15 protein-coding genes are annotated in these 13,865 nt (G+C 72.1%); 12 read left to right on the top strand and 3 right to left on the bottom strand.

All coding sequences use genetic code 11. The annotated features are described in order from the left end of the window. Nucleotides 1–67: 67 nt before the first annotated feature. Nucleotides 68–823 (top strand): SDR family oxidoreductase, encoded by a 756-nt coding sequence (locus tag KCQ71_RS12405; protein ID WP_223406302.1) that lies wholly within the window; start codon nucleotides 68–70, stop codon nucleotides 821–823. Between the two features lie 21 nt (nucleotides 824–844). Here the strand turns inward: KCQ71_RS12405 and KCQ71_RS27630 are convergent, their stop codons facing one another. The 3 genes from KCQ71_RS27630 to KCQ71_RS12390 are packed head-to-tail and all read right to left on the bottom strand — an operon-like array spanning nucleotide 845 to nucleotide 2,794. After that, nucleotides 845–1,276 (bottom strand): EF-Tu/IF-2/RF-3 family GTPase, encoded by a 432-nt coding sequence (locus KCQ71_RS27630; RefSeq protein ID WP_223406301.1) that lies wholly within the window; start codon nucleotides 1,274–1,276, stop codon nucleotides 845–847. A 36-nt stretch (nucleotides 1,277–1,312) separates the two neighbouring features. Next, nucleotides 1,313–2,209, bottom strand: a complete 897-nt coding sequence (locus tag KCQ71_RS12395) for an aminoglycoside phosphotransferase family protein (protein ID WP_308116634.1) — start codon at nucleotides 2,207–2,209, stop codon at nucleotides 1,313–1,315. A gap of 18 nt (nucleotides 2,210–2,227) precedes the next feature. Continuing rightward, entirely contained in the window at nucleotides 2,228–2,794 is a 567-nt protein-coding gene (locus tag KCQ71_RS12390; RefSeq protein ID WP_223406297.1) for a phosphoribosyltransferase, read from the bottom strand. Between the two features lie 96 nt (nucleotides 2,795–2,890). On the opposite strand from KCQ71_RS12390, the gene KCQ71_RS12385 reads away from it, so the two are divergent. The 11 genes from KCQ71_RS12385 to KCQ71_RS12335 all read left to right on the top strand — a co-directional run bounded on the left by KCQ71_RS12385 (nucleotide 2,891) and on the right by KCQ71_RS12335 (nucleotide 13,849). After that, nucleotides 2,891–3,901 carry an ROK family protein gene (locus KCQ71_RS12385; RefSeq protein ID WP_223406295.1) on the top strand — a complete coding sequence of 337 codons (1,011 nt, stop codon included), beginning with the start codon at nucleotides 2,891–2,893 and terminating at the stop codon, nucleotides 3,899–3,901. Beyond that, nucleotides 3,898–4,584 (top strand): N-acetylmannosamine-6-phosphate 2-epimerase, encoded by a 687-nt coding sequence (locus KCQ71_RS12380; protein ID WP_223406293.1) that lies wholly within the window; start codon nucleotides 3,898–3,900, stop codon nucleotides 4,582–4,584. Before KCQ71_RS12385 ends, KCQ71_RS12380 begins: the two co-directional genes overlap by 4 nt. 9 nt (nucleotides 4,585–4,593) lie before the next feature. Then, nucleotides 4,594–5,610 carry a PHP domain-containing protein gene (locus KCQ71_RS12375; protein WP_223406291.1) on the top strand — a complete coding sequence of 339 codons (1,017 nt, stop codon included), beginning with the start codon at nucleotides 4,594–4,596 and terminating at the stop codon, nucleotides 5,608–5,610. Between the two features lie 40 nt (nucleotides 5,611–5,650). After that, nucleotides 5,651–5,917 carry an HPr family phosphocarrier protein gene (locus KCQ71_RS12370; RefSeq protein ID WP_223406289.1) on the top strand — a complete coding sequence of 89 codons (267 nt, stop codon included), beginning with the start codon at nucleotides 5,651–5,653 and terminating at the stop codon, nucleotides 5,915–5,917. Nucleotides 5,918–5,923: 6 nt separating this feature from the next. Then, the gene (locus tag KCQ71_RS12365) at nucleotides 5,924–6,493 is read left to right on the top strand and encodes a TetR/AcrR family transcriptional regulator (protein ID WP_223406287.1); all 570 of its coding nucleotides are present in this window, start codon (nucleotides 5,924–5,926) and stop codon (nucleotides 6,491–6,493) included. 128 nt (nucleotides 6,494–6,621) lie between these two features. Continuing rightward, the gene (locus KCQ71_RS12360) at nucleotides 6,622–7,416 is read left to right on the top strand and encodes a ferritin family protein (RefSeq protein WP_223406285.1); all 795 of its coding nucleotides are present in this window, start codon (nucleotides 6,622–6,624) and stop codon (nucleotides 7,414–7,416) included. After that, entirely contained in the window at nucleotides 7,413–8,333 is a 921-nt protein-coding gene (locus KCQ71_RS12355) for a hypothetical protein (protein WP_223406283.1), read from the top strand. Before KCQ71_RS12360 ends, KCQ71_RS12355 begins: the two co-directional genes overlap by 4 nt. Nucleotides 8,334–8,356: 23 nt before the next feature. Further along, complete coding sequence (locus tag KCQ71_RS12350; protein WP_223406281.1) at nucleotides 8,357–10,624, top strand: HAD-IB family hydrolase; 2,268 nt, start codon at nucleotides 8,357–8,359, stop codon at nucleotides 10,622–10,624. After that, entirely contained in the window at nucleotides 10,621–11,421 is an 801-nt protein-coding gene (locus KCQ71_RS12345) for an SDR family NAD(P)-dependent oxidoreductase (RefSeq protein ID WP_223406279.1), read from the top strand. The genes KCQ71_RS12350 and KCQ71_RS12345 overlap by 4 nt, the downstream gene beginning before the upstream one ends. After that, entirely contained in the window at nucleotides 11,418–12,170 is a 753-nt protein-coding gene (locus KCQ71_RS12340; protein WP_223406277.1) for a lysophospholipid acyltransferase family protein, read from the top strand. Before KCQ71_RS12345 ends, KCQ71_RS12340 begins: the two co-directional genes overlap by 4 nt. Continuing rightward, nucleotides 12,167–13,849, top strand: a complete 1,683-nt coding sequence (locus KCQ71_RS12335; protein WP_223406275.1) for an FAD-binding oxidoreductase — start codon at nucleotides 12,167–12,169, stop codon at nucleotides 13,847–13,849. The genes KCQ71_RS12340 and KCQ71_RS12335 overlap by 4 nt, the downstream gene beginning before the upstream one ends. Nucleotides 13,850–13,865 lie beyond the last annotated feature (16 nt).

Raw genomic sequence — 13,865 nt, 5'->3', positions numbered from 1 at the left:
CGCGTGTGCGGTGGCGAGCAGAGCGGGACGCGCCCATCATGGTCGGAGGCGACCAGGGAGGGCAGCGATGCGGATCGTCGTCACGGGGGCTTCGGGCGTGCTCGGCACACAGGTGGTCCACCGCGCCCGCGAACTCGGTCATCACGTGGTTCCCGCGAGCCGGCGCTGGGGCGTCGACCTGTCCACGGGGGAGGGGCTCGCGGCGGTGCTGGCGAGCGCCGACGCGGTGGTCCATACCGCCTGCAACCCGCGCCGGGCCCGGCTGGTCGACGTCGACGGCACCGTTCAGCTGCTCGCCGCGATCGCGAGCATGGCCACCCCGCCGCACCTGGTCTACGCCTCCCTCGTAGGCTGCTCGACCTCCACCGCGCCCTACGCGCGCATCAAGCGGGCCGTCGAGACCCTCATCGAGGACAGCGGCCTGCCGGCGACCATCGTCCGGTCCACCCGGTTCCACCCCTCGGCCGCGTTCCTGGCCCGGGCCACGGCCCGCGCGCACCGTGATGCCTCGTCGGCACCGGCCCGTCCGGTCGACCCGGCCTGGGTCGCAGCCGAACTCGTGGCATACGCCCTCGGCCGGCGCCCGGACGGCTGCGTACACGCGCCGGACCTCGCCGGGCCGGAGATGCTGACGACCGACCAGCTGGCCGACGCGGTGCTCGCCCACGACGGTCGGCCATACCGGTTCCTGCGGCTGCCCGGCCTCGGCGGGCCGGCCCGGGCCTTCGCCACGGTCGCGGACCTGCCGGGTCCCGGCGCCCTGCTCGGCGGAGCCTCGTTCCGTGACTGGCTCGGGCAGCAGCCGCTGCCGATCCGGCGCTGACCCTCCACTGATCCGGGCGGATCACCGTCCGGCGACGGTGTCTCCTTGCCGCACCTGGTCCTTGCCGAGCCCACCCATGAGCAGCCCGACCTGGTCGCCCGGGCCGGCCTCCCGGCGCAGGCGCCGTGCGGTCTCGACGCCGGTCAGCTCGCTGGAGGCGACGTGGACGCCGTCGCGGATGATCGCGACCTGCTGTCCGGTCCGCGCCACACCGTCGGCCAACGTTCCGGTCACGACCGTGCCGCGGCCGGTGATGGTGAAGACATCCTCCGCGACCAGGCTGAAGGCGCCCGGGACCGCCTGGGGCGGTGGCGCCGCCACCGGCGGACCGAAGTCCGACGGCGGAGCACCGGTGGGTGGGCCCGTCACCGCTGACGGGGGTCCGGTCACGTCGCGCTGGTGGGAGTCGACACTCGGGGCGCTGTCGCGGTCCTTCTTCTTCTTCCAGAACACCTGCTCGAGGCTAACAAGCGGCGCCGGATCCGCCAGTCACCGGGCGAGGTGGGCGTCCGGGGCGTCGAGCAGCTCGGTGATCGCGTGCGCGCCGATCGCCGCGAGCTCGGGGTTGTCGTCGGAGTGCTCCGCGAGCGCGGTGGCCAGCACCAGGGCCCAGCCGCGGGCCCGGGCCCAGACGGCGTCGCCGACGCCGGTGCGCAGCGAGTACCGCACCACGAAGTCGGCCCGGCCGGCGGCGTCGAAGGTGAGCCACGCCGTCGCCAGATCCGTGGCCGGGTCACCGGAGGTGACGTCGCCGAAGTCGACGACGGCGCTCAGCCTGCCGCGCTCCACGAGCAGGTTCAGCGGATGCAGGTCACCGTGCAGCCACACCGGTGGCCCCGTGTGGACGGGCGCCGCCAGCAGCGCGCGCCACAGCGCGAGGAGTTCGTCGCTGCGCGGTATGTGACCGGACGCGAGCCGTCGGGTGACGACGGCGTCCCTGGCCGCCAGCGGCACGCCCCGCACGGGATTGGGCGGCGCCCAGTCGGGTGCGGGTACGTGCAGGTCCGCGAGGAAGTCGGCGAGGCCGGCGGCCCAGAACCAGCGGGCCGCGACCGCCTGGCCGGTGGCCGGGTGCCCAGGCAGCCAGCGCAGCACGGACCAGGGCCAGGGGTAGTAGTCGGTCGGTTCGCCGGCCAGACGCGGGTTCGGAACGGGTACCCGGACGAGCCGGCGGATCGCCGGCAGGCTCAGCTGCTCGTGCCGCACCAGGTCCACGGCGGCCGCACGCCGGGGCAGGCGCAGCACGAAGTGCTCGCCCGCGCGGATCATGACGTTGTCCCAGCCGTTCGCAACCGTGTGCAGGAACGCCGTCGCGAGCTCGGGGAACTGGTCGGTGAGGAGCCGGTGGGCGAGGTCGGTGGTGATCTCCACCTCCGCCGAGGGCATGTCCGGCATCGGCGGGGCTCAGCCGTTCTCGCCGGGGGCGTCGCCCGGACCCGTGACCGGCGGCTGGGCGGACCACGGGAACGAGATCCACCGGTCGGTCCGCCGCCATGTGTAGTCCGGCTCGATCACGGACCGCGGCTTGGTGTAGAGCACGGCGCTGCGGGCCTCCACCGGCAGGTGCTCGCCGGCCTCGATCCGGCCATCGCCGTCGAGGTCGATCGGCAGGCCGCGCTGCAGCAGGCCCATGACCACCCGCAGCGTGTGCCCGGAGTCCGCGACATCGTCGACCACGAGGACCTTGGCGTCGGCCAGCACGGTGGTGTCGAGCAGTGGCGGCAGCACCACGGGCTCGGGCAGCGTCTCGGCAACGTCCGTATAGAACTCGACGTTCATCGTGCCCATCGCCTTCACCCCGAGCGCGTAAGCGATCGCGCCCGCGGGTACCAGTCCGCCGCGGGCCACCGCGATCACCAGGTCGGGCATCCAGCCGCTCGCGACCACCTCGCGGGCCAGTTCACGGGCCGCCTCGCCGAACCTGTTCCAGGGCAGGACTTCCAGGGCCGGGGTGCGCGTGGTCTCGGGCATGGGCCAAATCTAGTGGAGGTGGCGGGCGTGCCTGGCGACACGTCCGGCCGTGGTGGAATTGGGCCGGATCTTCCGACCCTGAACGGAGCAGACCAGATGAACACCGTCATCGGCGTCGACCTCGGCGGCACCAAGACGGCCGCCGCACTCGTGGACGCCGACGGCAACCTGCGCGGGCTGCGCGAGGTTGCCACGCCCGCGAAGGCAGGACCGGACGCGGTGCTCGACGCCGTGGCCGGCGTGGTCCGGCAGGTCGCCGCCGACCAAGGCACCGTGACCGGCGACGGCGGAGCACCGGTCGGTCTCGGCGTCGCGAGTGCCGGGGTGGTCGAGGCGCAGTCCGGCAGGATCATCTCCGCGACCGACGCGATCACCGCCTGGGCCGGCACGGACGTCGCCGGTGGGCTGCTGGACCGGCTCGCCGACGTGCTCGCCCCGGGCGCGGCCGTCGGGGTGCTCAACGACGTGGACGCCCATGCCGTCGGGGAGGCCTGGATCGGCGCCGGCGCCGGGTATGAGGTTGTCCTCATGGTGGCCGCCGGCACCGGGATCGGCGCCGGACTGGTCGCCGGTGGCCGGCCGTGGCGCGGGGCCCACCACAGCGCCGGCGAGCTCGGACACCTGCCGTCGCCGGACGCCGTCGGGCTCACCTGCACCTGCGGGCGCGACGGCCACCTGGAGGCGATCGCCGCCGGGCCGGCGATCCACCGCCGGTACCTCGCCCTCGGTGGCGACCCCGCCAGCACGGACACCCGCGATGTCGCCCGCCGCGCCGCCGCCGGCGAGGAGCCGGCCGTGCAGGCTCTGACGGACACCGGCCGCGCGCTCGGTCGGGGCATCGCCGGGATCGTGACGATGCTCGACCCGGACGTCGTGGTCGTCGGCGGGGGCGCTGCCGGGGCCGGCGACCTCTGGTGGCGGCCCTTGGAGGAGGCGCTTCGCGGCGAACTCATCCCGCCGCTCGCCGGCATCGAACTGCGGCCGGCCCGCCTCGGTCCCGGTGCGGCGATCGCCGGGGCGGCCCGGTGGCTGCGCCTGGGCAGGCCCTGGGCCAACCTGGCCGGCTCTCCCGGGTCCGCGGCCGCGTCGCGAGCGGAGACGGCATGAACAGCGGTGGCCTGCTCGAGTCCCTGCGCGGCACCCTCATCGTGTCCTGCCAGGCCTACCCCGGGGAGCCGATGCGGGACCCGGAGGTCATGTCCAGGGTCGCCCGGGCCGCCGTGATCGGTGGTGCGGCCGCGGTTCGGGTCCAGGGACTCGCGGACATCCGCGCGACCGTCGACGCCGTCGACGTTCCGGTGGTCGGGCTGTGGAAGGACGGGGCGGACGGCGTGTTCATCACCCCGACCCTCGAGCACGCGCGGGCCGTGGCGGACGCCGGTGCGCAGATCGTCGCGGTGGATGGCACCCGTCGCCCGCGACCGGACGGGCTCACGCTCGCGCAGACCATCGCCGGACTCCGGGCCACCCGCGACGTTCTCGTCATGGCGGACTGCGGCTCCCTCGAGGATGCCGTGGCCGCGCAGGAGGCGGGGGCGGACCTGCTCGGGACCACCCTGGCCGGGTACACCGACGAACGTCCGAGGACGGACGGCCCGGATCTCGACCTGATCGCCCTGATCGCCGCCGCGTGCGCGGCGCCCGTCATCGCCGAGGGCCGCATCCACACCCCCGCCGCGGCCGCGCAGGCGCGCCGGGCCGGGGCGTTCGCCGTCTGCGTCGGCACCGCGATCACGCACCCGAGCACCATCACCGGCTGGTTCGTCGACGCCATCGCCGCCGACGGGTAGCGTCGAGGCGTGGATCCGATCGACGCGCTGGAGCGGGTGGCGTTCCTGCTTGAGCGCGACCTCGCGGACACCCACCGGATCCAGGCGTTCCGCCGGGCCGCGCGCCGGCTGCGTGGGCTCGGGCCGGACGAGCTCGCGTCGCGGCTCGCCGCCGGCACCCTCACGGAACTTCCCGACGTCGGACCGCGCACCGCGGGCGTGGCCATGGCGGTCGCGCGCGGTGAGGTGCCGGACTACCTGGCGGACCTGGAGTCCGCCGCCGGCCCGCTGGTCGAGGGCGCCGCCGAGGTGCGCGGCTGGCTGCGCGGCGACCTGCATACGCACTCGGACGCCTCCGACGGAGGCAGCCCGGTCGACGAGATGGCCGCGACCGCGATCGACCTCGGGCATGAATACCTCGCGCTGACCGACCACTCGCCCCGCCTGACCGTGGCGCGCGGGCTGTCCCCGGAACGGCTGCGCGCCCAGATCGCGCAGGTCGCTGCGCTGAACGCCGAGCTCGCGCCGTTCCGGATCCTCACCGGCGTGGAGGTGGACATCCTCGAGAACGGCACGCTCGACGGCGAAGAGGACCTCCTCGACGAGGTCGACATCGTCGTCGCGAGCGTGCACTCGGCCCTGCGGATGCCGGCCGAGCAGATGACGTTGCGGATGGTCACGGCGATCGCGAACCCGCGTGTGGACGTGCTCGGACACTGCACCGGCCGCCGGGTCATGGGTGGGCGCGGCACCCGTCCGGAGTCCGAGTTCGATGCGGAGATCGTCTTCGAGGCGTGCCGCCGGTTCGGCGTCGCCGTGGAGATCAACTCACGCCCCGAGCGACGTGACCCACCCACCCGGTTGCTCCGCCTCGCCGTCGAGATGGACTGCGTGTTCGCGATCGACTCCGACGCGCACGCCCCCGGCCAGCTCGACCTGCTCGATCACGGATGCGCCCGCGCCGCTGCCGCCGGCCTCACGCCGGACCGGATCGTGAACTCCTGGGCCGCCCCGACGCTGCTCGAATGGACCCGCGTGAACGGGTAGATTGGGGACTTGAAGACCGACCACCACGAAGGATCCAACGATGGCTGAGCGCACGGCGACCATTGGCTCGCCCGTGGGGTTGCACGCCCGCCCAGCGGCGATCTTCACCCGTGCCGCCGAGGACTCCGGCATCCAGGTGCGGATCTCCAAGAACGGATCGGTGCCCCAGGACGCGGCGAGCATCCTCGGAGTGATGACGATCGGCGCGAAGTACGGGGACACCGTCACCCTGCACGCCGAGGGCGTGCGGGCCGAGCGGGTCCTCGACGAACTGGCCGAACTGCTCTCCCGCGACCTCGACGCCTGAGCGCGGATGTCGCGCCGCGAGGATGTCGACCGCCGCATCTACGCGGCGGCGATGAACCTGCTCCGCACCCATGGCCCGCTGGCCGTGACGGTCGAGGCGGTCGCCGCCGAGTCCGGTGTCGCCCGGACCACGATCTACCGGCGTCACAAGGACCGGGACGCGGTCCTCGCCGCGGCGCTCGGCGACCACATGGCGAGCCGGGTCCTCGAACCCGGCGATGACGTCTGGCGGGACATGCGCGCCGCCGTGGAGTCCCTGATCGCCACCCTGGAGGGCGGCCCGGGGTCCGGGGTGTTCCTCGGCCTGGTGCAGAGCGGGGACCCGAACCAGGTGGAACTCATCCGGGACAAGCTGCTGCGGCCACGGATCGCGCTCGCGGTCGAGCGTCTGCGCGACGGCGTCGCGACCGGGCAGGTGCGACCCGACGCTGACATCGAGGTCGCCGTCGACCTGCTTCTCGGCGCCGTGGCGGCCCGGTTCGCCCACTCGGGAACATTTCCACCGGGCTGGGCCGGCTCGGTCGTGTCCACCCTGCGGATCGCACTGCAGGCGGACCGCGACCCATCCGAACGCTGATGTGGCACGAACTCCGGGAAAGGCCTTAGGCTCGGACCGTTAGGCGCTACACGGTGTGTAGCGTTCACCCGCCCCGGGCCGACGGCGCCTGGCCGTCAGCGCAGCACCGGGAGTGAAGGGCACACCTCATGGCATTCGATATCGAACGGTTCACCCAGGACTCGGTACGGGTCAACTGGGAGGACCTCGACCTCGACAACTTCCGCGAGAACCCGCTGCCGCCGGAGACCCTGCGGACGCTGCGGTACATGTGCGACGTCGAATACCACACGGTGTGCTACCTGCGGGACATGTTGGTCACCCGCTCCCACGGGGAGGGCGAGGTGAACGCCTTCATGACGATGTGGAACCGTGAGGAGTTCTGGCACGGGGAGGCGCTCGCCCACGTGCTCTCGCTGCACGGCGTGACGGTCAACTACGACCAGCTCAAGGACCGCCGCAAGAAGCTGGGCTGGCGGGACCGGCTCGCTCCGGTGAAGCAGTCCCTGCTCAGCAACATCGTCGGCAAGGACTTCGTGGCCGTGCACATGCTCTGGGGCGCCGCCAACGAGTGGTCCGCCGCAGCTGCCTACAAGCGTCTCGGTGTGCTCGAGGGGCACCCGTCCCTGGCCGAACTGCTCCGGCGGATCGCCGCCCAGGAGTCCCGGCATGTCGCCTTCTACGCCACCCAGGCGAAGGCCCGGCTCGCCGGCAACCCCAAGGCGCAGAAACTGGCCCGGTTCGCGCTCAAGAACGCGTGGGCGCCGGTGGGCTCGGGAATCATGACCGACGACGAGGTGACCCACGTGATGGGTCACCTGTTCGGCGGTACGGAGGGTCGCAAGGAGATCAACGCGATCGACCGCCACATCGGCCGACTGCCCGGCATGGAGGGCCTGACCATCTTCGCGGACGCCCTCGACGCGCGCGGCGTCGCGGCGTGAGCGGCGGGACTCGCAGGACCGGCGGCCCGGGCCGCCAGGCAGGTCCGGACAACCGGACCCGATCCGAGGCCCCCGAGACGCTGGGCGCGACCGACGACGGTGCGCAACTGCCGTTCATGTCCGACTCGGACGGCTTCGACGTGCGCGCCTACACGCGCGACCCGCGGTCGCTGCGCCGGGGGGACTTCGACCTGGGTGCCATGCAGGGCCTGCCCACGAACACCCTGCTCACCCTGCGGCATCTGCAGCAGGTCGAACGCGGCACCCTGCGGCTGATGCGGGACCTGCTGGTCACGCCCACGCACGCCGAGTCCCGGGTCACGGCGTTCCTGACCACCTGGGCCTACGAGGAGTACTGGATCGCCGACGCCCTTGAGGCGGTGCTCGAGGCCAACAACCACACCGAGGTCGCGCACAGCACGAAGCTCGGGCGCATCCGCCGCGGCTGGGACGACCGGATCATCCCCACCGTGGACGCCATCAGGACGAACCTGCTCGGCAGCGACATCGTCGCCGGACACATGGCAGTCGGCCTCCTGGACAGCCTCGTGGCCCGTGCCAGCTACGCCCGCATCGGACAGCTGGAGCCCCGCCTGGCGAGCCTGATCGACCCGATCGTGAAGATCAAGGACCGGCACGTCGAGTTCTACACCGACGAGGCGGCGGACCGGCTCGCGGCGTCCTCGGGCGCGCGCCGCCTCGGGCAGCACGCGGTGCGGTCCTGGCGCTGGCCCGGATCACGCTACGGCGCCCCCGGTTACGTCCAGCCGGTGCTGCGCTACCTCTTTGCGGATCCGTCCGTCCGCGCGGACATCGATGCTGCCGACGCCCAGGTCGCCGCCCTACCCGGGATGGCTGACACGCACCCGATCCGGCGGGCCCTCGGACGCTTCGCGTCCCGGGGAGCACGGCAGTGACGACCCCGCGTACAGTATCCGGGGTGTCCGACCCTTTGAACAACGCCCACGTCCTCATCACGGGCGCCACCGGCTTCGTTGGCCAGGCCGTCCTGGAGAAGCTGCTCTCGACCTACCCCACCACCCGGATCAGCCTGCTGGTCCGGCCTCGCGGTGCGCTGACCGCGCAGATGCGGGTGGACAAGCTGCTGAAGAAGCCCGTGTTCTCCGCGTGGCGCGAGCGGGTCGGGGACGACGGCGTGGCCGCCGCCGCGGGCCGCGTCACCGTCCTGGCCGGTGACCTCGGAGACGTGCCGCCGCTGTCGGACGACATCGACGTCGTCATCCACTCCGCATCGAGCGTCTCCTTCGACATGCCGATCGACGACGCCTTCCGCGACAACGTGGGCGGCCCGGTCTCGCTCTACACCGCGCTGCTGGAATCCGGCTCGGACCCGCACGTGGTGCACGTCTCCACCTGCTACGTCGCCGGACTGCGCAAGGGCGTCGCCGAGGAGCAGTCCCTTGACCACGCCGTCGACCGCGCGGAGGAGATGACCCGCGCGCTGGCCGCACGGGCCGAGGCCGAGGCGGCCTCCCGCCGCCCGGAGGTGCTCGGCAAGCTGCTCGAGAAGGCCCGGTCCGTGCACCGCCGTGCCGGCGCCCAGGCCGTGTCCCAGGCCGCCGAGGAGGCGCGTACCGCCTGGGTGACCGAACGGCTGCAGGACGCCGGGCGTACCCGCGCCCAGTCCCTCGGCTGGCCCGACGTGTACACGTTCACCAAGGCGCTCGGGGAACGCGTCGCGGAGGAACTGTGGGGTCGCGAGCACCGACTGTCGGTAGTGCGGCCTACGATCATCGAGAGCTCGCTCAGTCACCCCTACCCGGGCTGGATCGACGGCTTCAAGGTGGCCGACCCACTGATCGCGGCGTACGGGCGCGGCATGCTGCCCGAGTTCCCCGCGCTCGCGGACGCGATCCTGGACGTCATCCCGGTCGACCACGTCGTGAACGCCATCCTGGCCGCGGCGGCTGCGCCGACGCCCGTGGGTGAGCCGCGGTACTACCAGGTGGCCTCCGGCATCCGTAACCCGCTGCGGTTCGGAAAGATGGTCGCGATGATCCGCGAGTACTTCAGCGCGCACCCGCTGCTGGACGACGAGGGCAGCACCGTGCAGGTGCCGAACTGGACGTTCCCGAACGGGCCCGCCGTCGAGCGCAGCCTGCGCCGCCGCGAACTCGCCGTCGACCTGGCCGACCGCGCCGTCGGCCGGCTGCCCGCGAACGACCGCACCCGCGGCTGGATCTCCGCCGTCTTCAAGGCGAAGCGGGACCTGGGCACGCTCCGCAAGTTCACGGACCTGTACAAGCCGTACACGCAGACCGAGGTCGTCTTCGACGACGCGAACACCCGGGCCCTGCACGAGTCCCTGCCGGCTGAGCGCTCGGCCTCCCATGGCTTCGACATCACCGCGATCGACTGGGACTACTACATGATGGAGGTGCACGTCCCCAAGGTCCCCGGCCTGATGCGGGCGCGCGGCCGGCGCGGCGCCTCCGGGACCTCGACCAAGCGCGCCCTGCCGCAGCGCACCGACGTGCTCGCGGTGTTCGACCTGCACGGCACGGTCGCCGCGGCCAGCCTGATCGAGCACTACGTGTGGGTCGAGCTCGCCGCCAAGGGGTCGGGCCAGGCGTTGCGTGAGCTCGGCGGCATGGTGGCCAACTCCGGCACCTACCTGCAGGCGGAGTGGCGCGACCGCGGCGACTTCATCCGCAGCTTCATGCGCCGGTACGAGGGGGTCAACGAGGCCGCGCTCCGGGATGTCATCGCGCGCAAGGTGACCCCGTCGCTGCGCGCCCGGGTCCTCGCCGAGGCCACCGAACGGATCGCCGAGCACCGCGCCGCCGGCCACCGCACCGTCCTGGTGACCGGGCAGATCGACGTCTTCGTGGAACCGCTCGCGGACATGTTCGACGTGATCGTGGCCGGTCGGATGGAGAAGGACGCCGACGGACGCTGGACCGGCCATCTTGCCGCGTCCCCGCTCGTGGACGAGGCCCGCGCCACGTGGCTGACCCGGTACGCCCGGGACTCCGGCGTCGACCTCGCCGGCTCCTACGCCTACGGCGACACCTACTCGGACCGGCCCTGGCTCGAGGTGGTCGGGCACCCGAACGTCGTCAACCCGGACTCCTCGCTGTACCGGTACGCGAAGGAGAAGCGCTGGCCGGTGCACAGCTGGACCACCACCGCCGAGGGGCGGTTCTCCCCGGTCCTGCGCAGCCTCAACGGATCGGGTCGTCGGTGACGTCCGCGGCCGCCGAGCAGTCGCCGCTGACCGGGATCGCCATGGTCACCGGCGGCACGTCCGGTATCGGCCTCGCGTTCGCCCGCGGTCTCGCGGGCAGGGGATTGGACCTGGTCCTCGTCGCTCGTGACGCGGCGCGGCTCGAGTCCACCGCGGCCGACCTGCAGCACGAGTTCGGGATCGCGGTCGAGACCCTGACGGCGGACCTCGCCCAGCCTGACGGCGTCGCAGTGGCCGTGGCGCGGCTGACCCGTCCGGAGAGCCCGGTGACCGTGCTGGTCAACAACGCCGGGCACGGCGTGCACACGCCGCTGATCAGCGAGGACCCCAGCCCGCACCTGCAGGCGATCGACCTGATGGTCAGCGGGGTGCTCGTCCTCGGCGGGGCCGCGGGACGGGCCATGTCCGAGCGTGGCAGCGGCCTCATCATCAACGTGGCCTCGGTTGCCGGCCTGATCCCGATGGGTTCCTACTCAGCCATCAAGGCCTGGGTCAACGCCTACTCCGAGGGCCTCGGCATCGAGCTCTCCGGCACCGGTGTCCGGGTGATGACGCTGCTGCCCGGATGGGTGCGCACCGAGTTCCACGAGCGCGCCGCGATCCGCACGAACTCGATCCCCTCGGTACTGTGGCTTGATGCGGATCGACTGGTGTCCGACTGCCTCGCCGATGTGGACCGGGGCCGGACCAGGTCGGTGCCGTCGCGGCGGTTCAAGGCCCTCGCCTGGGGAGCCCGGCACGCACCGCGGCCGTTGGTGAACAGGGCCACCGCCCTGATCAAGAAGGGACGCAGATGAGCGCACAGCGTAGGACCGCCCGGTATCACCGCGCGTGGCACCGCTGGCTGCGCTACGTCGCGCAGCGGCTGATCCTGCGGCCCGTGATCTTCGCGAACACCAGGGTGACCGTCGAGGGGGAGCGGCACCTCGCCGGCATCGACGGACCGTTCATCCTGGTCGCCAACCACTCCAGCCACCTGGACGCGCCGCTGTGCATCACCGCGCTGCCGTACCGGGTCACGAAGAACCTCGCCACGGCGACCGCTGCGGACTACTTCTACAAGCAGAAGTGGCGCAGCACGCTGACCTCCTTCTTCTTCAACTCCTACCCGGTCGAGCGGGGCAGCAACCGCGGCAAGGGCGCCGGGATGTCCGTTTCCCTGCTGCGCCAGGGCGTGCCGCTGATGATCTTCCCGGAGGGCACCCGGTCGCGGACCGGCGAGATGGCCGCGTTCAAGCCCGGCGCCGCTGCGCTCGCCCGGTCCCTTCGGGTGCCGCTGATCCCAGTGGCCCTGGTCGGCGCGTATGACGCGATGCCGGTGGGCGCCGCGTGGCCCAAGCCCGGCCGGATGCCCGTGAAGGTGATCGTCGGCAAGCCGGTCCGAGCGCGCGCGGGCGAGAGCCTGCCGGACCTGAACGCGCGCCTGACGGCGCGGGTGCGCGCCATGCACACCATGCAGACCTCGTACGTCCTCGTCACCGATGACGACCGAGCCACCAACCGGCCGGAGACCGACCTCGGCCAGGCACAGGAGGATGTTTCATGACCGACGTCGAACACCAGAAATGGTGGGGTTGGGGCGTGGAGGGCATCGCCTTCCACCACGAGGACAAGCCGGCGTTCGCGGGCTTCGTCCTGGACAAGGTTGGAATCGACCTGACCCAACCCGGCGGCGAACCGCCGACATTCGACGAGATCGATGTGCCGGCCAGCCGCCTGGGCGACGACCTCGGCGCCCAGCTGCGGGCCGCCGTCGGCGACCACCAGGTCAGTACCGACGACATGCTGCGCGTCGTACACACCTACGGCAAGGGCATGCGGGACCTGGTCCGCGTACGGGCCGGGGACCTGCCCCGGGTTCCGGACGCGGTGGTATACCCGGCGAACGAGGACGAGGTGCGCGCCGTCGTCGACGCAGTAGTGGCCGCGGACGCCGTCCTCATCCCGTTCGGAGGGGGCTCGAACATCTCGGGCAGCCTGACCCCGCAGCCGCACGAGGAGCGCACGGTCATCTCGCTCGACCTGGGCCGGATGAACCGGGTGCTCGAGATCGACGAGAGCTCCGGCCTCGCCCGGATCCAGGCCGGCGGCCTCGGGCCGGACATCGAGGAACAGCTCACCACGCGTGGGTGGACGATGGGCCACCAGCCCGACTCGTTCAAGCACTCCACGCTCGGCGGCTGGATCGCGACCCGCTCCTCGGGGATGCAGTCGGACAAGTACGGCGACATCGCGGACATCACCCGTGGCATGCGGGTCGTGCTGCCGGGCAAGGTCGTGGAGCTGCGGCCGCTGCCGTCGACCTCCACCGGGCCGAGCGTGCGCGAGATGATCATCGGCAGTGAGGGGCGCCTCGGAGTCGTCACCGAGGCCTGGGTGAATGTGCACCGGGTCCCCGAGAACCGCGACGTCATCGCCTATCTGTTCCCGAACTGGGCGGCCGGGCTCGCGGCCATGGCAGAGATCTCCACCTCCGATGCCGCACCCACGATCACCAGGGTCTCCGACGCCAACGAGACCACGTTCTCGCTAGCGACCCGCAAGGCCTCGAAGGGCATCTCCGGCAAGGTCGGCGAGGGCCTCTTCGAGGTACTGCGCCGGCGCGGCTGGGACCTCGAGAAGGTCTGTCTGTCCTACATCGGCTATGAGGGCGGCACCGCGAAGATCCGCGCCGAGAAGTCCGTCGTCGGCAAGATCATCGGCAAGCACGGCGGCATCCGACTCGGCCGCGGCCCAGGGTCGCTGTACGACCAGAAGAAGTTCGACACCCCCTACATCCGCGACTTCCTCCTCGACCGCGGGGCGATCGGTGATGTCTCCGAGACCGCGGCGCCGTGGTCGAAGCTGGGTCAGGTCTACACGACCACGGTGCGGGCGGCGCGGGCGAAGTTCGCCGAGCTGGGCGTACCGGGGTTCATCATGTGCCACCTGTCGCACTCCTATCACTCGGGTGCCTGCCTGTACTTCACGTTCGCGTTCCCGCCGAACGCCGACGATGACTTCCTCGGCCAGTACGACGCGGTGAAGACCGTGATCCAGCAGTCGTTCATCGACGCGGGCGGCACCCTTTCACACCACCACGGTGTGGGAACGGACCACGCACCGTGGCTGGAACAGGACATCTCCGAGGCGGGGACTGACCTGATGGTGGGCCTGCTGCGCGCGGCGGACCCGGGGCGCAACCTGAACCCGGGCACGCTGATCCCCGACCACCGGGAGTGGTGACGGCGCCAGGGCACGC

This window comes from Occultella gossypii, assembly GCF_019947135.1.
Lineage (GTDB): Bacteria > Actinomycetota > Actinomycetes > Actinomycetales > Beutenbergiaceae > Occultella > Occultella gossypii.
This window is presented reverse-complemented; position numbering and strand designations above follow the sequence as displayed.